This is a genomic window from Meridianimarinicoccus zhengii (assembly GCF_003254465.1).
Taxonomy (GTDB): domain Bacteria; phylum Pseudomonadota; class Alphaproteobacteria; order Rhodobacterales; family Rhodobacteraceae; genus Meridianimarinicoccus; species Meridianimarinicoccus zhengii.
This window is the reverse complement of sequence record NZ_QDFI01000080.1, coordinates 1-17,040: the sequence shown is the minus strand read 5'-3', so window position 1 is coordinate 17,040 and position 17,040 is coordinate 1. Positions and strand designations below refer to the sequence as shown.

Here is a 17,040-nt window from a genome sequence, read left to right as displayed (position 1 = left end):
GCAGCGAAGACGGCGCCGGGTCATCGCCTCGCGCGAAAAACTTGACAAACGAACATGAGAGGAACCGAGCGAATGTCGGGCGGACAAGAGCATTGGAACGGGGTCTATGGTGCGAGGTCGGAAGACGAACTGACCTGGTTCGAGGCCACGCCCGCTCTGTCGCTCGAGCTTGTCCGTGCGCGTCTTCATCCGGGTGAGCCGTTCATCGACATCGGCGCCGGCGCATCGCGTCTCGTCGATGTCCTGCTCGAGGAGGGGTTTGGCCCTCTCACCGTGCTGGACCTGTCGGGCGCCGCATTGGCGGTCAGCAGGCAGCGTCTCGGCGCTCGGGGCGACGACGTTGCCTGGATCAAGGCGGACATCACGAGGTGGGAGCCGGACCGGACCTACGCCGTCTGGCACGACCGTGCGGTATTCCACTTTCTGACCGCGGCCGAGGACCGTGCCGGTTACGCCCGCGCGCTGTCGGCTGCCCTGCGCCCGGGTGGGATCGCGATCATCGCGACCTTCGCGGACGATGGACCGGAAAAATGCTCGGGCCTGCCCGTGGTGCGCTATGCGCCCGAGGCGCTGGCGCAGGAACTCGACAGGCTGCTGCCGGGCCGGTTCGAGACGCTGGACGCACGACGCCACATGCACATCACGCCGAAGGGCAATCGTCAGAGCTTCCAGTACAGCGTGTTGCGGAAAACGGATCGCTGAGATGAGAGCCGCCGCCCCGAGCGGGACGGCGGCGTCGAGCCGTGGTGCTCTGCGGCGTCAGTCGCTGGGCAGGCTGTAGACCCGCCCGCGGCCCTCGACCTTCTCGGAGGTCACTTCGAGCCCGAGCTTCTTCTTGAGCGCGCCGGCGAAGGCCCCGCGGACAGTGTGCGGCTGCCAGCCCGTTTCGGCGACGATCTCGTCTATGGTCGCGCCGCCATCGGCGCGGAGCATCTCGATCAGCTTCGCCTGTTTCGTGCCCGTGCGCGGTGTGCGCGCCTTGGGCGCGGGGTCGGTCTCGACGGGACCTTCCTGCGCGGGCTGTTCGCTCGGCGCGTCAGTCGCGCCCGCGGGCGCGATGTCGCTATCCTCCGGCTCGACGCCGATGGCGGCGATGCCCGCGTCGGTGATGTGCAGGAGAATGGCGCGGCCGTCATCGACGTTGCGCCAGATGCGGTTGAGCGCGGCGTCCGCCTTGGTCTGGCTGTCGGTCGTGGTCTCGGCGATCAGCCCGCGGGAGAGCAGTGCGCCGACCACCTTGGCGGCGGCGCCGCCGCGGAGCGAGCCGGGAAGCGGCAGGACGTTGCGGTCCTCGCGCTGCGCGGCAGCGCTGAGGATCACGGCTTGCGTGTCGGAAAGCTTGGTCATTTGGGGTCTCCGGTTTCGGGGCCGCGACCGTCGCGACCCTCCTACGTCCCCGAGCCGCGCAGGGCGCGCGGCACGCGCGGCAGGAGTTCCGGCAGCGCCGGAGGTCAGCGGGCGTGCTCGCCCTCGCCAAAGGCGCTGTCGGTGATGCGCTTCAGGAGGCTCGCGTAGTGTTCGAGGGTGCCGACATGGCCCCAGTTCACGTCGTCTGGGTGGGCGTTGAAATGGTCGTCGCTGAGCGCCTGCAGCCGGGCGAGCATCTCGTCGATCTCGGACTTCTTGCCGATGAAGGCAGCGAGCGCGTTCGACCGGTTCCTCGAACCAGTGGCGGAACCGGTCTCACCCTTGTTCCGGCGCGCCTTCTCGGCGCAGAGTTCGTGGCGCGGGGTGGTGATCGGGTTCAGGCGGGTGGTCATCGTGGTGGCTCCTTGGTGAGTTGCATCGCTTCGTTGAAGTGACGTTCCCTCTGTCCGCCGCGCTTATCAACTCTATAAGCACATGATTTCGAATGATAATCGGAGCCGTCGATGCAGGGCATGAGCGAGCGCCAGTACGCCGCCAATGTCGGGCTGTCGCGCGGCGCGATCCAGAAGGCTAAGGCCGCCGGCCGGCTCGTCCTGCACGAGGATGGCAGCATCGACGCCGCGGCTTCGGACAAGCGACGAGCCGAGACGACCGACCCGTCGAAGACCCGCAAGCCGCCCGCGCCGAAGCTGAAACCCGTGCCCGAGGCCGCCGTCGCCGCCGTCGGCGACACGCTACGGGAACAGGGGCTGTCCGCCCCGGCCGTCGGCGGCGGCACGACGTTCCTTCAGGCGAAGACCGCGAACGAGGTGCTGAAGGCGCAGGAGCGGCGCATCCGGCTCCAGAAGCTGAAGGGGGAACTGGTCGACCGCGCCCGTGCGGAGACGCTGATGTTCCGGCTCGCGCGCGACGAGCGCGATGCGTGGGTGACCTGGCCGGCGCGGGTCGCCGCGCTGATGGCCTCGGAACTCACCGCGGCGCTGGGGGATGCGTGCGAGGTGGAGGCGGCGCTGATGCAGAAGGTTCTGGAGGCCCATGTCCGCGCCCAGCTCGACAGCCTCGCGGAGATCCGACCCGGGCTTGGGTGAGAACCGGTCCGCGAAGCGGATGCGAGGGTCCGGTGGACCGTCGCAAGGGACGAACGCCCGGAGCGCAAGCGAAGGGCTGGAGGCGTTCGATTTCGACGGGTCCGCCGCGCTGATCCGCGCCTGGTCGCGGGGCCTGCGCCCCGACCCGGACCTGACCGTCTCGAGTTGGGCCGACCGCCACCGGAAACTCGCCTCGCGCGCTTCGGCCGAGCCCGGGCAGTACCGCACCGCGCGCACGCCCTACATGCGCGAGATCATGGACCGGCTCTCGCCCGGCGATCCGACCCAGCGGATAGTGTTCATGAAGGCCGCGCAGGTCGGGGCGACGGAGGCCGGCAACAACTGGATCGGCTTCGTCATCCACCAGGCGCCGGGGCCGATGCTCGCGGTCCAGCCCACCGTGGAACTGGCCAAGCGCAACTCGCGCCAGCGGATCGATCCGCTGATCGACGAAAGCCCCGAGCTGCGGGAGCGGGTCAAACCTGCGCGCTCGCGCGATGCGGGCAACACGATGCTGTCGAAGGAATTCGCGGGCGGCATCCTGATCATGACGGGCGCGAACTCGGCGGTCGGGCTGCGCTCGACGCCTGCACGCTACATCTTCCTCGACGAGGTCGACGCCTATCCGGCCTCGGCCGACGAGGAAGGCGATCCGGTGACGCTCGCGGAAGCGCGGTCGCTGACCTTCGCCCATCGGCGCAAGGTGTTCCTGGTCTCGACCCCGACCATCCGGGGGCTGAGCCGGATCGAGCGCGAGTTCGAGGCCAGCGACCAGCGCCGGTTCTTCGTACCGTGCCCGCATTGCGACGCGATGCAGTGGCTGAAGTTCGACCGGCTGCGCTGGGAGAAGGGGCGGCCGGAGACGGCCGAGTATCACTGCGAGGGCTGCGACATGCCCATCGCGGAGCACCACAAGACGAGGATGCTCGAGCGCGGCGAGTGGCGTGCGACCGCCACGGCTACCGATCCCACGACGGTCGGCTACCACCTGTCGGCGCTCTATTCGCCGGTGGGTTGGCTCAGCTGGCAGCGGATCGCGCGGGCGCATGAGGCGGCACGGGGCAGCGACGAGGCGATGCGGGCGTTCCGGAACACCATCCTCGGCGAGACCTGGATGGAAACCGGCGAGGCGCCCGACTGGCAGCGGCTTGCCGACCGGCGCGAGACATGGGCCCCGGGCACGGTGCCCGAGCGCGGGCTGTTCCTGACCGCGGGCGCCGACGTGCAGAAGGACCGGATCGAGGTCGATGTCTGGGCTTGGGGCCGCGGGCTGGAAAGCTGGCTCGTTGACCACCTCGTGCTCGAGGGCGGGCCCGGCGATCAGGCCTGCTGGCAGCAGCTGACGGATCTACTGGGCCGGACATGGTCGCATGCCTCGAGCCAGCAGATGACGCTGGCACGGCTCGCGATCGACACGGGCTACGAGACCAGCGCGGTCTATGCCTGGTCGCGCCAGGTGGGTTTCGCGCAGGTTGCGCCGGTGAAGGGCGTCGAGGGGTTCACCCGGACGAGCCCGGTGACTGGGCCGACCTATGTCGATGCCACCATCGCCGGCAAGCGGCTGCGGCGCGGGGCGAGGCTCTGGACCGTGGCGACCTCGACCTTCAAGGCCGAGACCTATCGCTTCCTGCGGCAGGACCGGCCGACGAGGGAAGAGCAGGCCGCCCGCGCGCTTTGCCCGCCCGGTACGATCCACCTGCCGGAGTGGGCGGATGGCGAATGGCTGAAGCAGCTGACGGCTGAGCAGCTGGTGACGGTCCGCACGAAACGCGGCTTCGCGCGGCTCGAATGGCAGAAGCTCCGCGAGCGCAACGAGGCGCTGGACACACGGGTCTATGCCCGCGCGGCGGCCTGGATCGCCGGTGCCGATCGCTGGCCTGAGGCGCGATGGGCCGATCTGGAGGCCCAGCTCGGGGTGGCGAAGCAGGGCGGGCCAACGGACGGCACGGCAACCGCGCCGTCCGTCCCAACAAGAACGGTGCCGCGCCGGCGCACGGTGCGCTCGAGCTACATGAGGTGACTTGATGGCCACGGCCGCAGAGCTCCGCGCCCGCCGCGACGCGCTGACCGCGCAGCGGTCCTCAGGCGTGGCGCGGGTCAGCTATGACGGAAAGACCGTGGACTATCGCAGCGTCGCCGAGATCGACCGGGCCATCGAGGCGCTGGACCGCGAGATCGCAACGGCCGAGGGGCGCCGGATCGTCCGGCAGCTGCGCGTGACGACGGCCAAGGGGCTCTGAACCCATGGGCTTCTTCGACCGCTTCCGCCGCCGGTCCGCCGGCGGCCCCGCTGCCATGCGCGCTCGCCTTGAAGGCGCCATGGCGAAGCGTCGGCTGCGCGGCTGGAACCCGCCGCTCGAGAACATCAACGCGCTGGTCGCCTCGGGAGGCCCGCGGCTCCTGGCGCGGTCCCGCGAGCTGGTGGTGACCAACGGCTATGCCGCCAATGCCTGCGAGGCCTTCGCCGCGAACCTCGTCGGCGACGGGATCAAGCCCTCGTCGCTGATCGGGGACGCTAACCTTCGCGACCATCTGCAGCGGCTCTGGCTCGCCTGGACGGACGAGGCCGATGCGGACGGGCTGACCGACTTCTACGGCCTGCAGGCCATGGTCGCGCGCGAGATGTTCGTCGCGGGCGAATGCTTCGTCCGGCTCCGACCTCGGCGTGCGGAGGACGGACTGCTCGTCCCGCTCCAGCTGCAGCTTCTCCAGTCCGAGATGCTGCCCTTCGAGAAGACCGAGACGGCAGCCAACGGCAACCGCATCCGCTGCGGGATCGAGTTCGACGGGATCGGGCGGCGTGTGGCCTACCACTTCCGCCGCCGCCACCCGGGTGACAGCACCGACCAGGGGGCGGTGATCCCCGAGACGGTGCGCGTGCCGGCGGTGGACGTGCTGCACATCTACCGGCCGATCGATGCGGGCCAGATCCGGGGACTGCCGCATATCGCGCCGGCCATGGTGCGGCTGTTCCTGCTTGACCAGTACGACGACGCCGAACTCGACCGGAAGAAGACCGCGGCGATGTTCGCAGGGTTCATCACCAAGACCGCGCCGGAAGAGCCCATGATTGGCGAAACGCAAGCGGATCTCGACGGGGCCGCCATTGCGAGCCTCGAGCCTGGCACGATGCAGGTGCTGCTGCCGGGCGAGGACGTGAAGTTCTCGTCTCCGGCCGATGTCGGCGGCGGCTACGAGGCCTTCCAGTACCGCACGCTGCTGGCGGTCTCGGCCTCGCTGGGGCTGCCCTATCACCTCGTGACCGGGGATGTGCGGCAGGCGAACTACTCGTCCCTGCGCGCCGAACTCGTCGAGTTCCGCCGCCGCATCGGCCAGCTGCAGCACGGCGTGATCGTGCACCAGCTCTGTCGCGCGGTGTGGCAGCGCTGGCTGGAGACGGCGGTGCTCGCTGGCGCGCTCGATGCCGATCCCGCGACGGTGCGACCGGTGCAATGGATCCCGCCGCGCTGGGACTGGGTCGATCCGCTGAAGGACATCCAGGCGCAGGTGCTGGCAATGGAGGCCGGCATCACCTCGCGGCGCAAGGTGGTCGAGGCGACCGGTTACGACGTCGAGGAAGTGGACCGCGAGAACGCCGCCGACGCCGCGCGCGCGACAGGTCTCGGCCTGCGCTACCGCACGAGTCCCGGCGAGACGCAGGGTGCACGGGCGACGCCAGCCACAAGGCCCGAGCCCGATGATGGCGCCGGCGATGACACGGACAACGGCGCCGACGCGACCGATCCCGACACCGAACAGGAGTGACGACATGGCAAGCTGGTATGCGATCCGCGCCCGGGGGACCGGCGCGGAAGTGGCGATCTATGACGAGATCGGCGCCTACGGGGTCTCCGCGAAGGGCTTCCTCGCCGAACTGGGTGCGCTGCCCGAGGGCACGCCGGTTGATCTGCGGCTGAACAGCCCCGGCGGATCGGTCTTCGATGCGGTGGCGATCCACAACGCGCTGAAGCGCCACGAGGGCCCGGTCACGGTCTGGATCGACGGCATCGCCGCCTCGGCTGCCTCCTACATTGCCATGGCGGGCGACGAAATCGTCATGCCCGAGAACGCCTTCCTGATGATCCACGACCCCGCCGGTCTCGTGATGGGCACGGCCGAGGACATGCGCGCCATGGCCGAGGCGCTCGACAAGGTGAAGGGCAGCCTCGTCTCCGGCTACGCCGCGAAATCCGGCCGGACGCCGGAAGAGGTCTCCGCGCTCATGGCCGCCGAGACATGGTTCGACGCGTCGGACGCCGTGGCGCAGGGCTTCGCCGACCGGCTGATCGAGCCTGTCCGCATCGCCGCACGCTTCGACATTGGCCGCTTCCGCAACGCGCCGCCGGTGCTGGTCGAGGCTGTCGAAGCAGATCCGGACCCCGACGGCGCCGAAACCGAAGCGGACGAGGAGACCGACGGCGACGCTGAAGGCGATCAGCTGTCTGATGCCGAAGAAGAGCAGGCCGCCGCCGCCGACACCGCTCAGCCTCCGGCCGAGACGCCACCGCCCAGCGGTGCGCCGCCGGATCCCGCCGCGATCCGGGCCGAGGCCATTGGCCATGCCCGCGCCGTCGTCGATCTCTGCCGCCTTGCGGGCCAGCCGCAGATGGCCGGTCGCTTCCTCGAGCAAGACGCGAGCCTCGACGAGGTGCGCGCGGCGCTCCTTGCTTTGAGGTGCGAGGCCGAGCCCGAGATCGCGCCCCATCACTCGCAGCCCGGCCGGTCCTCGGCCGCGCGCCCCTGGGGCGAGATCGTCGCCCGCACCTTCAAGCTGAAAGGATGACACCATGACCACGCTCGTCGAAGGCACGCACCCCGGCGGCTTCCTCGTCTGGGAAGCCTTCCGCGACTACACCCGCGAGACGGTCACCGTCGCCGCGGGCACGCTCGAGCCCGGCACGGTGCTCGGCAAGATCACCGCCTCGGGCAAATACGCTGTGTACGACCCGGCCGCGGTCGACGGCACCGAGACCGCCGTCGCTGTGCTCTGGGGCAAGGCGGATGCGAGCGCTGGCGATGCGCCGGCCGTCGCCGTCGTCCGCGGTCCCGCCATCGTCAACCGCCACGACCTCGTCTTTGCGGGCACGCCCAGCGAGGGGGAGATCGCGGCCGCCCATACCGCGCTCCTCGCCGCGGGCATCCTCGTCCGCTGACCCAATCCTGACAGGAGGCATCCTCATGGCCACCATGGACATCTTCGAAGGCGATGCCTTCACCATCGTCGAGCTCACCCGCGCGCTCGAGAACATCCCCTACAAGCCCGCGCTGCTCTCGGGCTCGAACCTCTTCAGCCCGCGCGGCGTGCGCTCCCGCACCGTCGTGATCGAGAGCCGCGACGGAACCCTGTCGCTGATCCCGTTCTCCGAACGCGGTTCGGCCTACGAGCAGCAGGTCCCGGACCGGCGCGAGATGCGCGCCTTCGTCTGCCGGCAGTTCAAGAAGCAGGATGTGCTCTGGGCTTCCGAGATCCAGTCCGTCCGCGACTTCGGCTCGGAAAGCGCCACCCAGCAGGTGCAGACCGAGGTGGCTTATCGGCTCAGGAAACTCCGCCAGGACGCCGAGACGACCTTCGAGTACCACCTTTTGAATGGCATCCAGGGGCTGGTGAAGGACCCGAAGGACCACGCCACGGTGGTGAACTACTTCACCGAGTTCGGCATCTCGCCGGCCACCGAGATCGACTTCGACCTCGACAACGCAAGCCCGGCCTCGGGGGCGCTCCGCAAGCGCTGCCAGGCGCTCATCGAGAGCGTGGAGGACTCGATGGGTGGGCTCTCGGCCGGCGCCGTGCAGGTGCGCGCCGAATGCGGCTCGGCCTTCTTCGCCGATCTCGTGGCGCACAAGGAAGTGCGGGAGACCTATCTCAACACCGCCGCGGCAGCCGATCTGCGCGGTCGCGTGGCCGACGAGGTCAGCTTCGGCGGGATCACCTTCCGACGCTACCGTGGCGGTGTCGGGTTCACGGTGCCCACCGACAAGGCGTTCTTCTATCCCGAGGGGATCGAGGGTCTCTTCGAGATCTACTACGCCCCCGCGGACACCTTCGAGACGGTCAACACGCTCGGCCAGCCGCTCTACGCGCGTACCATCCCCGACCGGGATCGCGACGAATGGGTGAGGCTCGAGATCGAGTCCAACCCGCTGCCGATCTGCACCCGGCCGCAGGTGCTGCGCAGCGCGCGGCGGACCTGATGGCCGCCTTCGCCGCCGCCCTCGACGCGCTCTTTGCGGATGGGCATCTCGCGCGCGACGTCGTCTACACCGCCGAGGGCGGCGCACCCGCAATGGTCCGCGCCATCCTGCGGCGGCCCGACGACGTCACCAGCTTCGGCGACGCGCGTATCTGGTCGGAGACCACCCGGCTGGATTTGCGCCGCGCGGAGGTGGCCAACCCGCGCCCCGGCGACCGCATCGAGATCGACGACGAGGCCTTCCTCATCCAGGGCGAGCCCGTCCGCGACCGCGAGCGGCTCGTCTGGACCGTGGACCTGCGCCCGGCTTGATCGCGATGAAGTTGAAGCTCGACATCACGCCCGATCTCGTCGCCGCAATGGCCGCCGAGGTGAAGGCCGGCGAAAAGGCCGTGACCGCCGCCATGCGCGAGGCCGGGACCGGGCTCAAGACCGCCTGGCGCGGCCAGATCACCGGCGCAGGGCTCGGCCGGCGGCTGGCGAACTCGATCCGGAGCCAGACCTACCCGAAGGCCGGCGAGAGCCTGAACGCCGCGGCGCTGGTCTGGTCCAAGGCGCCGGTCATCGTGGGCGCGCATGACACCGGTCCGCTAATCCGCTCCAAGGACGGGTTCTGGCTGGCGATCCCGCTGCCCGCGGCGGGCAAGTCCCTGCGCGGCGGTAGGATCACGCCCGGCGAATGGGAGCGCCGCCGCGGCCTGCGCCTGCGCTTCGTCTACCGCCGCACCGGACCGAGCTTGCTGGTCGCGGAGGGGCGGCTGAACACGAAGGGCCAGGCGGTTGTGTCGCGCTCGAAGACCGGACGCGGCAAGGTCACCGCGCCGATCTTCTTGTTGGTGCCGCAGGTCAAGCTGCCAAAGCGGCTCGATCTGGATCGCGACGCCGGGCAGGCGCTGGACAGCGTGCCGGGGCTGATCGTGTCGAACTGGGTCGAAGGAAGGCTCGGATGAGTCACGCCTTCCAGTCGAAGTCCTCAATCTCCTGCCAAGGTACGAGATTGCGTTGCACGACCTTTCCCGCGGGCTCACCGATCATTCGAACTGCGATCAGCACTCCTTCACGCTTCAAGCGGCGCAGCTCATCAAGTGAACGGACTCGGATTTCTGCGCGATAGGGACCGTTTTCCTGAAATTCCAGAAGCTTGAAGACAGTTTCGGTCCCGTCGTCTTCTTTTCTCGTTCGCTTCATCTCGATACCTCAACATCCAAAGTGAATTGTTTTGGCAACATGCGGATTTCCTCATCCGAAGGAAAGACTTGAGCGATCTCGAGTAGGGACAGCATGCCCACCTCTCGTGAAACCATCCTCGCCGCGCTGCACGCGCGGCTATCGGCGCTGCCTGCCACGGCCCTGCGCGGTGAGGTGCTGCCCGAGCGCGTGCCCGCCGATGGGTTGCTGATTCTGCGCGACGGCGAGCCCGGGGAGCCAGAGGTAACCCTGTCGCCGTTGGCCTATCACTATCAGCACCGGGCTGAGATCGAGGCGATCGTGCAGGGCGTCGACCGGGACGGAGCCCTTGACACGCTGACTGCCAGTGTCGGCGCGGCCCTGGCCGCCGACCGGACCCTGGGCGGTCTTTGCGACTGGGTCGAGGCGGAAGCACCGCGGCCTGTCGATCTGCCCGTGGAAGGCGCGGCGAGCCTGAAGGCCGGCGTGATCCCTGTCATCCTGCACTATTCGCTGAGCGACCCGCTTGGAGTGGCGACACCGGCCGATCCGGAGCCCCCGGCACCGCCTCCCGAGCCCTTGCCTGAGAATCTGATCCCCGAGGCGGAGGCCGCCTTCGACACCGTGGGCGCATGGAGCGCGGCCGGGTCCTGGTCCATCGCGGGCGGGATGGCGTCGCATGCGGCGACAGCGCTCGCCGAGAACCTCGAATACGACGTGGCGATCCCGGAGGGCTGGGTGCTGGTCTCGTACCGGATCCTCGAGAGCAACCTCCAGAACGGCATCAACATCCAGCTGGGCGGCGGCTTCTACAACGTTAACGAGGCGCGCAGCCGGATCGGCGTCCATGCCCACCTGATCCCTTCAGCCGGGCACACCCGGACGCGCTGGATCGCGCAGGGCGGCTGGGAAGGCGTGATCGACGATGTGGCGGTGCGCGACGTGACGGAGATCCAGTCCCGCCCGGCCGATGTCTACATTCTCGCGGGCCAGTCCAACATGGCCGGCGGGTCTGCCGTCCCGGTCGATCCGCTCCTCGACGACGTGCACCCGCTGATCTCCTATCTGGCCGGGACCACGGCCACGCATCTGGGCGGCAAGGCTGGAGAGATGCGCCCCGCGGTCGATCCGCTCCAGCACTATGGCGGCACGGTGCTTGGTGTCGGTCCCGGCATGACGGCCGCGCGCGGGATACTCGCAACCCTCGCGCCGGGGTGCCGCATTGCGCTGGTCGCCGCGGCGAAGGGCGGCACCTCGCTGACCGGCGAAGGTGCGGACTGGGAGCCGGGCGCTGGCACTGCCTATCTCAACGCCGTGGCGCAGGTCCAGCTGGCGCTCACGCTGCTGCCGGCCGGCTCGGCGATCCGCGGCCTGTTCTGGTCGCAGGGCGAGTCAGACAACGGGCCGAACGTGGAGGCCACCTATCCTCCGGCCTTCCAGGCGATGTTGGCCGCATTCCGAACCGATCTCGGCCTGCCAGACCTGTCGGCGGTGATCCTCGGGCCGACACCCGAGGGCGATCCGGAGGGGCGGCTCTCCGCGGCGCAGGCCGCTCTCGACGAGACCTCCGGCTCGGGCTTCGCGACGCCGGGCGTCCGCTTCGTCGCCGGACCCGCGGGCATGACTGTGCCAGGCGACGACATTCACTTCTCTGCGGCAGGCAATCGCCAGCGCGGGGCAGACGCGGCCGTTGCGATGGCGGCGCTGATTGCCTGATGCGGCCTCCCGAGCCGCTCCAAACCTGATCCGAAAGGAACCACGACATGGCACGAGCCCAGGGGGCGCGGGCGCTGATGGCGCTTGCGTTCGAGACGACCTATGGAACGCCGCCCGTGAGCGGCTTCACCCGCATGCCCTTCGCCAGCACGTCGCTCGGCGCCGAGCAGCCGCTGCTGAACTCGGAGCTGCTGGGCTACGGCCGCGATCCGCTGGCGCCGATCAAGGACGCGGTGACCGCCGATGGCGATGTCGTGGTGCCGCTCGACGCCGAGGCTTTCGGCTTCTGGCTGAAGGCGGCGTTCGGCGCGCCGACGACCACGGGCGTAGAGGCCCCGTACACCCACGAGTTCCAGTCTGGGTCCTGGACGCTGCCCAGCATGTCGATCGAGACCGGCATGCCGGAGGTCCCGCGCTACGCGATGTATTCCGGCTGCGTGCTCGACCAGATCACCTGGCAGATGCAGCGGTCGGGGCTTCTGACCGCCACGGCGCGGCTGGTGGCGCAGGGCGAGACCGTGGGCACGACGACCAGCGCCGGAACGCCCGCCGCGCTGGAGCTGAAGCGCTTCGGGCACTTCAACGGGGCGATCACGCGGAACGGCTCAGCGCTCGGCAACGTGGTCTCGGCCGAGATCACCTATGCCAACAATCTCGACCGGATCGAGACCATCCGCTCGGACGGCCGCATCGACGGGGCCGACCCGTCCATCGCGGCGCTGACCGGCCGGATCGAGGTGCGCTTCGCCGACCAGACGCTGGTGACGCAGGCGATCAACGGCGAGGCCTGCGAGATGGAATTCGCCTACGTCCTGCCCTCGGGCGAGAGCTTCACCTTCACCGTGCACGCGGTCTACCTGCCGCGCCCGCGCATCGAAATTTCCGGGCCGCAGGGCGTGCAGGCCACCTTCGACTGGCAGGCGGCGCGCGACAGCGTGGTCGGCCGGATGTGCACCGCCACCCTCGTGAATGAAGTGGAGACGTATTGATGCTCACGCTCGACCTGACAAACGCGCCGCGCTGGCATGACCTCTCGCCTGGCGTGCGGGTGCAGCTGCGCCCGCTGACCACCGCGCTGATGGTGGCGACCCGCAGCGATCCGGCCGTCGAGGGGTTGCCCGAGGAAGCCTCCGACGAGGAACGCGCCGTCGCCTTCGCCAAGGCGCTGGCCCGCCGCGCGGTGCTCGCCTGGGAGGGCATCGGCGATGCGGACGGCAACGCCATCGACCCGAGCCCCGAGGCCATCGACGCGCTGCTCGACGTCTGGCCGATCTTCGAGGCTTTCCAGCTGACCTACGTCTCGAAGGGCCTGCTGCTGGAGCAGGAAAAAAACGGCTCCGCGCTCTCGCCGAATGGTCCTTCGGCGGGGGCGAGCGCTACTGCGAAGCCTGCGCGCAAACCTGCCCGGACTGCCCGGCGCGGCTGAACCGGCCGCTCACCCACGAGGGCTGGCAGGTCTGGGACCTCGTCGGACGCCTCGGCGGCCAGCTGCGTGTCCTGCCTGGCGCGGTGATCGGCTGGGACATGTCGGCAGCGCTCGCGCTCGGTGACGCGCTCGGCGTGCCGCTGCTCGCCATGGCCGAACTGCTGCCGGCCATCGAAGCGGTGATGGTGCGGAAGCTGAACGAGGAGCTGGCGGCAAATGGCGCCCCGGGGGTCAGGCCTTGATCTTCTCGATCAGTGTGACGCCGGGCAGTCCCTCGAAATGTGCGTCGCAGGCCAGGAGCGTCGCGCCCTGTGCGCGGGCGGTTGCGAAGATGATCGCGTCGGCGGTGGCGAGCTTGTGCTCCCGGCACGACTCCGCCGCCGCCAGTGCGATCTCGGTGTCGAGCGGCACCACATGGCAGACCTGCGTGAACGCAATCACCTGATCCGCCTTGTCCTCGCCGACCTCGCGCGTCAGCCATTTCGCCAGCTCCAGCTGGACCATGGTCGGGACGAGCCACTCGGCCTGTTCGGGCAGATGTTCAGACAGTTTCTCGCCGGTCGGCGAGCCGATGAGCCACTCGATCCACGCCGACGTATCGACGAGGATCATCAGAACCGGTCCGTCCGGTCGCGATAATCGGCGGCGGACGCGCCGCGCGCGAGGCCTTTCAGCGCCTCCCTCTTGGGCACCGGCACAAGCAGGACGCCCGTGCCTTTCGGGATGAAGGCAAAGGTCAACCCGGCCTCCCAGTGCTGCGCCGCGCGGATCGCCTTGGGAATCGAGATCTGGAACTTCGAGGACAGGGTCGCGGTCTCGGCCATGGTCATACCTTCACTTTATCGATGGCATAAACGTAAGACGCCCATGCGGCGAAAGCAAGGAGTCTGACCGATGGCCGAGAAACGCGTCAGCGTCCGCCTCGCGGCCGTGGGCGGGCGGCAGGTGCGCGCCGAGCTGGAAGGTGTCGGCGAAGCCGGGTCGCGCGGCTTCGGACGGCTGAGCCGGGAGATGGAAGCGGCCAACGCCCGGCTCGCGGCCTTCTCGCGGCGTGTTGCTGTCGCGGCCGCCGCCGCCGTAGCTGCCGCTGCCGCCGCTGGCGTGGCGATGATCCGCTCCGGCCTGCAGACGGTCGACGCGCAGGCCAAGCTCGCGCAGTCGCTCGGCACCACCGTCGCGTCGATCCAGACGCTGGAGCGCGCGGGCGAGCTGGCGGGCGTCTCGATGTCCGGCATCGAGCAGGCCACCAAGGATCTGACGCGTCGGCTCAGCCAGGCGGCCGCCGGGACCGGCCCTGCCGCCGACGCGCTGGACCGGCTGGGGCTGTCCGCCAACGACCTGATCGCATTGCCGCTGGACCAGCGCGTCGGAGCCATCAACGCGGCCATCGAGAGTTTCGTGCCCGCCGCCGAGCGCGCGGCCGTCGCGGGACAGCTCTTTGGCGAGGAAGGCTCCATCGCCATGAGCCGGATCGACACCGCGACGCTGCGCCAGGCGACCGAGGACGTCCTCGCCTTCGGCGTCGTCGTCTCCGAGCAGGATGCCGACCAGATCGAGCGCACCAACGACGCGATCTCGCGGCTCGGGCTGATCTGGCGCGGGCTGTCGAACCAGCTCGCGGTCGCCGCAGCCCCGGCACTGGAAGCCGTCGCGAACACCATGGCGGCGGTGGCGAGCAGGACCGGCCCTCTGGGCATCGCGATCCGCGGTCTCTTCGACAACATCGGCCGCCTGACCACCTACGCCGCCACCTTCGCCGCCTTTCTCGCCGGTCGCTGGGTCGCGGGCATGGCCGCCGCGGCGCTCTCCGTCCGTGGCCTCGCTACGGCGCTGGTCGTCCTGCGCGGGGCGCTGATCCGGACCGGCATCGGGGCGCTGATCGTCGGCGCGGGCGAGCTCGTCTACCAGTTCACCCGCCTCGTCTCCGGTGCGGGCGGCTTCGGCGAGGCGATGTCGCTCCTGAAGGACCTCGCAGTCGAGGTCTGGGAACGGATCAGGATGGGCGCTGCTGCGGCGGGCGCGGCCGCCACGGCGATGTTCTTCGACCTGAAGGCCGACGCCGCCTCGGGCATGCAGAGCGCCATCGAGAGCGTCGTGGCTTTCGGCAACACGGCGGCGAACACCTTCGAAGGCGCTTATGAGGCGATCAAGGCGATTTGGGGCCTGCTGCCCGCCGCCATCGGCGATCTGGCGTTCCAGGCCGCCAACAGCCTGGTCGACGGCGTCGAGGCGATGCTGAACGGCGTGATCTCACGCATCAACGGCTTCATCGGCGGCATTAACCAGGGGCTGGAAGCGCTCGGGTCGGAGCGGCGCATCTCGCTGGTGCCGGCTCTCGACCTCGGCGAGATCGAGAACCGCTTCGAGGGCGCGGCCAGTGCCGCCACGACGGCGGCGCAGGCGGCGTTCGACCGGGCCTTCGAGGACAACCCGCTGACCGCGCCCGATCTCGGCCTGACCGACGCGGCGAACCGGGCGCTCGAGTCCGCGAACCTCTATCGAGGCGCCGCGCGCGATCTGGCGGAAGGCGCCCGCGCGCCTCTCGAAAGCTGGCAGGCCCTGCGCGACGTGGTGCGCCGCACCGACGAAGACGGCGCCGACGCACTGGCCGAGACGACTGCTGCGGCCGAGCGGTTGGAGGCGGCGCTCGGTGATGCCGGACAGGCTGCAACTGATGCCGGCTCCGCCGCGGGTGCTGCCGCATCTGCAGCCGAGCCTAATGTGGAGACCGCGGTCACTGGCTGGCCGGCGGTCACCGCCGCGCTATCGGACTACGCCAGCAAGGCGCGCGAGATCGGCGGCGATATCGGCCAGAGCCTCGTTGGTGCCTTCCAGTCGGCCGAGAACGCGGTGGGCCAGTTCGTGAAGACCGGCAAGCTGAACTTCCGCGACCTGGTCACCTCGCTGCTGGCCGATCTCGCCCAGCTCGCGGCGCGGCGGTTCATCCTTGGGCCGATCGCGAATGCGCTCTCCGGCGTGTTCTCTGGGGCGGGCGGGATCTTCGCCAACGTCCTGCATGCGGGCGGGATGGTGGGGTCCGCGGGGCCCTCGCGCATGGTCCCGGCCATGGCCTTCGCCGCCGCCCCACGAATGCATGGCGGCGGCATGGCCGGACTTCGCCACGACGAGGTGCCCGCGATCCTGCAGCGCGGCGAGCGGGTGCTGTCGCGCCGCGAGGCGCAGAGCTACGGCGCGGGCGGCGGCGTCAACGTCACCATCATGGCCCGCGACGCCGAGAGCTTCCGGCAGTCCCGCACACAGGTCGCGGCCGACATTGCCCGCGCCGTGTCGCTCGGGCGGAGGGGCATGTGAGTGCGACCCCGCAAGTGGGAACCGGTTGCGGGGGGCATAGCACGAACCATGGAGAGACTTGATGGCGTTCCACGAGGTCCGGTTTCCCGACAACATCAGCCGGGGCGCGCGGGGCGGGCCGGAGCGGCGCACGCAGATCGTCGAGCTCGCCTCTGGCGACGAGGAGCGCAACGCCAGCTGGGCGAACTCGCGCCGACGCTACGATGTCGCCTACGGCATCCGCCGCGCCGACGATCTGGCGGCGGTCGTCGCCTTCTTCGAGGCGCGCAACGGGCGCCTGCACGGTTTCCGGTTCAAGGATTGGGGCGATCACAAGTCCTGCCTGCCTTCGGGCACGCCGTCGCCCACGGATCAGTCGATCGGCACTGGCGACGGCACGACCAGAGCCTTCCAGCTGGTCAAGCACTACGCCTCGGGCAGCCAGACCTGGCCCCGCACAATCGCCAAGCCGGTCGCCGGCACGGTGAGGGTCGCGCTCGATGGCGCTGAGCAGATCGACGACTGGTCCGTCGATACGACCACCGGGGTCGTGACCTTCGACACCGCGCCTGCCGCGGGCGTCGCCGTCACCGCGGGCTTCGCCTTCGACGTGCCCGTCCGCTTCGACACCGACGTGCTCGACGTGACACTCGACCTCGAGCGGCTCGGCTCGATCACCTCCATTCCGCTTCTGGAACTGCGCCGATGAAGACCGTCGATCCCGCCCTAGGCCGTGTCTGCAATCAAGGGATTCCCGTTTGGTCTCATTTCTGATTCAAGATCGAAAACGGAG

General features: G+C 69.5%; 21 protein-coding genes and 1 pseudogene. 17 read left to right on the top strand and 5 right to left on the bottom strand.

What is annotated here, in order from left to right:
- The first annotated feature begins 72 nt into the window (after nt 1–72).
- Nucleotides 73–702, top strand: coding sequence for a class I SAM-dependent methyltransferase (locus tag DDE13_RS18840; RefSeq protein WP_111405783.1), 630 nt, complete (start codon nt 73–75; stop codon nt 700–702).
- Nucleotides 703–759: 57 nt separating this feature from the next.
- Here the strand turns inward: DDE13_RS18840 and DDE13_RS18835 are convergent, their stop codons facing one another.
- Both DDE13_RS18835 and DDE13_RS18830 read right to left on the bottom strand, forming a co-directional pair.
- Complete coding sequence (locus tag DDE13_RS18835; RefSeq protein WP_111405782.1) at nt 760–1,347, bottom strand: DUF3489 domain-containing protein; 588 nt, start codon at nt 1,345–1,347, stop codon at nt 760–762.
- Nucleotides 1,348–1,451: 104 nt separating this feature from the next.
- Nucleotides 1,452–1,760: a hypothetical protein gene (locus tag DDE13_RS18830; RefSeq protein WP_111405781.1), complete on the bottom strand. Its 309-nt coding sequence runs from the start codon at nt 1,758–1,760 to the stop codon at nt 1,452–1,454.
- 111 nt (nt 1,761–1,871) lie between these two features.
- Here DDE13_RS18830 and DDE13_RS18825 point away from each other — a divergent pair, with 111 nt between their 5' ends.
- The 9 genes from DDE13_RS18825 to DDE13_RS18785 are packed head-to-tail and all read left to right on the top strand — an operon-like array spanning nt 1,872 to nt 9,597.
- Entirely contained in the window at nt 1,872–2,456 is a 585-nt protein-coding gene (locus DDE13_RS18825) for a hypothetical protein (RefSeq protein WP_066813807.1), read from the top strand.
- A gap of 19 nt (nt 2,457–2,475) precedes the next feature.
- Entirely contained in the window at nt 2,476–4,476 is a 2,001-nt protein-coding gene (locus tag DDE13_RS18820) for a phage terminase large subunit family protein (RefSeq protein WP_111405786.1), read from the top strand.
- 4 nt (nt 4,477–4,480) lie between these two features.
- A complete protein-coding gene (locus tag DDE13_RS18815) occupies nt 4,481–4,696 on the top strand; it encodes a phage head-tail joining protein (RefSeq protein ID WP_111405780.1) in 216 nt (71 codons plus the stop codon).
- Nucleotides 4,697–4,700: 4 nt separating this feature from the next.
- Nucleotides 4,701–6,221: a phage portal protein gene (locus DDE13_RS18810; RefSeq protein WP_235868776.1), complete on the top strand. Its 1,521-nt coding sequence runs from the start codon at nt 4,701–4,703 to the stop codon at nt 6,219–6,221.
- A 4-nt stretch (nt 6,222–6,225) separates the two neighbouring features.
- Nucleotides 6,226–7,239: a head maturation protease, ClpP-related gene (locus DDE13_RS18805; RefSeq protein ID WP_162631092.1), complete on the top strand. Its 1,014-nt coding sequence runs from the start codon at nt 6,226–6,228 to the stop codon at nt 7,237–7,239.
- 4 nt (nt 7,240–7,243) lie between these two features.
- Nucleotides 7,244–7,609, top strand: coding sequence for a head decoration protein (locus DDE13_RS18800; RefSeq protein ID WP_111405778.1), 366 nt, complete (start codon nt 7,244–7,246; stop codon nt 7,607–7,609).
- A 25-nt stretch (nt 7,610–7,634) separates the two neighbouring features.
- The gene (locus DDE13_RS18795; protein ID WP_111405777.1) at nt 7,635–8,648 is read left to right on the top strand and encodes a major capsid protein; all 1,014 of its coding nucleotides are present in this window, start codon (nt 7,635–7,637) and stop codon (nt 8,646–8,648) included.
- Nucleotides 8,648–8,959, top strand: coding sequence for a head-tail joining protein (locus tag DDE13_RS18790; RefSeq protein WP_111405776.1), 312 nt, complete (start codon nt 8,648–8,650; stop codon nt 8,957–8,959). The genes DDE13_RS18795 and DDE13_RS18790 overlap by 1 nt, the downstream gene beginning before the upstream one ends.
- Nucleotides 8,960–8,964: 5 nt before the next feature.
- Nucleotides 8,965–9,597, top strand: coding sequence for a DUF6441 family protein (locus DDE13_RS18785; protein WP_111405784.1), 633 nt, complete (start codon nt 8,965–8,967; stop codon nt 9,595–9,597).
- Between the two features lies 1 nt (nt 9,598).
- On the opposite strand, the gene DDE13_RS18780 is transcribed toward DDE13_RS18785, so the two are convergent.
- Nucleotides 9,599–9,835, bottom strand: coding sequence for a hypothetical protein (locus DDE13_RS18780; protein WP_111405775.1), 237 nt, complete (start codon nt 9,833–9,835; stop codon nt 9,599–9,601).
- A 93-nt stretch (nt 9,836–9,928) separates the two neighbouring features.
- Here DDE13_RS18780 and DDE13_RS23475 point away from each other — a divergent pair.
- The 5 genes and pseudogenes from DDE13_RS23475 to DDE13_RS23815 all read left to right on the top strand — a co-directional run.
- A pseudogene (locus DDE13_RS23475) lies at nt 9,929–10,342 on the top strand (acyl-CoA transferase); the annotation flags it as partial.
- Between the two features lie 141 nt (nt 10,343–10,483).
- Complete coding sequence (locus DDE13_RS23470) at nt 10,484–11,530, top strand: sialate O-acetylesterase (RefSeq protein WP_268951265.1); 1,047 nt, start codon at nt 10,484–10,486, stop codon at nt 11,528–11,530.
- Nucleotides 11,531–11,577: 47 nt separating this feature from the next.
- The gene (locus tag DDE13_RS18770; RefSeq protein ID WP_111405773.1) at nt 11,578–12,519 is read left to right on the top strand and encodes a phage tail tube protein; all 942 of its coding nucleotides are present in this window, start codon (nt 11,578–11,580) and stop codon (nt 12,517–12,519) included.
- A complete protein-coding gene (locus DDE13_RS18765) occupies nt 12,519–12,956 on the top strand; it encodes a hypothetical protein (protein ID WP_111405772.1) in 438 nt (145 codons plus the stop codon). Before DDE13_RS18770 ends, DDE13_RS18765 begins: the two co-directional genes overlap by 1 nt.
- Nucleotides 12,953–13,198 carry a DUF7697 family protein gene (locus DDE13_RS23815; RefSeq protein ID WP_111405771.1) on the top strand — a complete coding sequence of 82 codons (246 nt, stop codon included), beginning with the start codon at nt 12,953–12,955 and terminating at the stop codon, nt 13,196–13,198. The genes DDE13_RS18765 and DDE13_RS23815 overlap by 4 nt, the downstream gene beginning before the upstream one ends.
- On the opposite strand, the gene DDE13_RS18755 is transcribed toward DDE13_RS23815, so the two are convergent.
- Together DDE13_RS18755 and DDE13_RS18750 are read right to left on the bottom strand one after the other, a co-directional pair.
- On the bottom strand, nt 13,188–13,568 hold the full coding sequence (locus DDE13_RS18755) for a type II toxin-antitoxin system VapC family toxin (RefSeq protein ID WP_111405770.1): 381 nt from the start codon (nt 13,566–13,568) through the stop codon (nt 13,188–13,190). The genes DDE13_RS23815 and DDE13_RS18755 overlap by 11 nt on opposite strands.
- Nucleotides 13,568–13,780, bottom strand: coding sequence for an AbrB/MazE/SpoVT family DNA-binding domain-containing protein (locus DDE13_RS18750; protein WP_036708314.1), 213 nt, complete (start codon nt 13,778–13,780; stop codon nt 13,568–13,570). The genes DDE13_RS18755 and DDE13_RS18750 overlap by 1 nt, the downstream gene beginning before the upstream one ends.
- Before the next feature lie 70 nt (nt 13,781–13,850).
- Between DDE13_RS18750 and DDE13_RS18745 the strand changes: the two genes are divergently transcribed.
- Complete coding sequence (locus DDE13_RS18745) at nt 13,851–16,268, top strand: phage tail tape measure C-terminal domain-containing protein (RefSeq protein ID WP_111405769.1); 2,418 nt, start codon at nt 13,851–13,853, stop codon at nt 16,266–16,268.
- Nucleotides 16,269–16,329: 61 nt separating this feature from the next.
- Nucleotides 16,330–16,956, top strand: coding sequence for a DUF2460 domain-containing protein (locus DDE13_RS18740; RefSeq protein WP_111405768.1), 627 nt, complete (start codon nt 16,330–16,332; stop codon nt 16,954–16,956).
- Nucleotides 16,957–17,040: the final 84 nt, after the last annotated feature.

What these genes read in the sequence shown, in the direction of transcription:
- DDE13_RS18795 (WP_111405777.1), top strand. Translation starts at nt 7,635, where the DNA reads ATGGCCACCATGGACATCTTCGAAGGCGATGCCTTCACCATCGTCGAG.
- DDE13_RS18815 (WP_111405780.1), top strand. Translation starts at nt 4,481, where the DNA reads ATGGCCACGGCCGCAGAGCTCCGCGCCCGCCGCGACGCGCTGACCGCG.
- DDE13_RS18740 (WP_111405768.1), top strand. Translation starts at nt 16,330, where the DNA reads ATGGCGTTCCACGAGGTCCGGTTTCCCGACAACATCAGCCGGGGCGCG.
- DDE13_RS18835 (WP_111405782.1), bottom strand. Translation starts at nt 1,347, where the DNA reads ATGACCAAGCTTTCCGACACGCAAGCCGTGATCCTCAGCGCTGCCGCG.
- DDE13_RS18770 (WP_111405773.1), top strand. Translation starts at nt 11,578, where the DNA reads ATGGCACGAGCCCAGGGGGCGCGGGCGCTGATGGCGCTTGCGTTCGAG.
- DDE13_RS18830 (WP_111405781.1), bottom strand. Translation starts at nt 1,760, where the DNA reads ATGACCACCCGCCTGAACCCGATCACCACCCCGCGCCACGAACTCTGC.
- DDE13_RS23470 (WP_268951265.1), top strand. Translation starts at nt 10,484, where the DNA reads ATGGCGTCGCATGCGGCGACAGCGCTCGCCGAGAACCTCGAATACGAC.
- DDE13_RS18765 (WP_111405772.1), top strand. Translation starts at nt 12,519, where the DNA reads ATGCTCACGCTCGACCTGACAAACGCGCCGCGCTGGCATGACCTCTCG.
- DDE13_RS18745 (WP_111405769.1), top strand. Translation starts at nt 13,851, where the DNA reads ATGGCCGAGAAACGCGTCAGCGTCCGCCTCGCGGCCGTGGGCGGGCGG.
- DDE13_RS18805 (WP_162631092.1), top strand. Translation starts at nt 6,226, where the DNA reads ATGGCAAGCTGGTATGCGATCCGCGCCCGGGGGACCGGCGCGGAAGTG.
- DDE13_RS18750 (WP_036708314.1), bottom strand. Translation starts at nt 13,780, where the DNA reads ATGGCCGAGACCGCGACCCTGTCCTCGAAGTTCCAGATCTCGATTCCC.
- DDE13_RS18825 (WP_066813807.1), top strand. Translation starts at nt 1,872, where the DNA reads ATGCAGGGCATGAGCGAGCGCCAGTACGCCGCCAATGTCGGGCTGTCG.
- DDE13_RS18755 (WP_111405770.1), bottom strand. Translation starts at nt 13,568, where the DNA reads ATGATCCTCGTCGATACGTCGGCGTGGATCGAGTGGCTCATCGGCTCG.
- DDE13_RS18810 (WP_235868776.1), top strand. Translation starts at nt 4,701, where the DNA reads ATGGGCTTCTTCGACCGCTTCCGCCGCCGGTCCGCCGGCGGCCCCGCT.
- DDE13_RS18800 (WP_111405778.1), top strand. Translation starts at nt 7,244, where the DNA reads ATGACCACGCTCGTCGAAGGCACGCACCCCGGCGGCTTCCTCGTCTGG.
- DDE13_RS18780 (WP_111405775.1), bottom strand. Translation starts at nt 9,835, where the DNA reads ATGAAGCGAACGAGAAAAGAAGACGACGGGACCGAAACTGTCTTCAAG.
- DDE13_RS18785 (WP_111405784.1), top strand. Translation starts at nt 8,965, where the DNA reads ATGAAGTTGAAGCTCGACATCACGCCCGATCTCGTCGCCGCAATGGCC.
- DDE13_RS18820 (WP_111405786.1), top strand. Translation starts at nt 2,476, where the DNA reads ATGCGAGGGTCCGGTGGACCGTCGCAAGGGACGAACGCCCGGAGCGCA.
- DDE13_RS18790 (WP_111405776.1), top strand. Translation starts at nt 8,648, where the DNA reads ATGGCCGCCTTCGCCGCCGCCCTCGACGCGCTCTTTGCGGATGGGCAT.
- DDE13_RS18840 (WP_111405783.1), top strand. Translation starts at nt 73, where the DNA reads ATGTCGGGCGGACAAGAGCATTGGAACGGGGTCTATGGTGCGAGGTCG.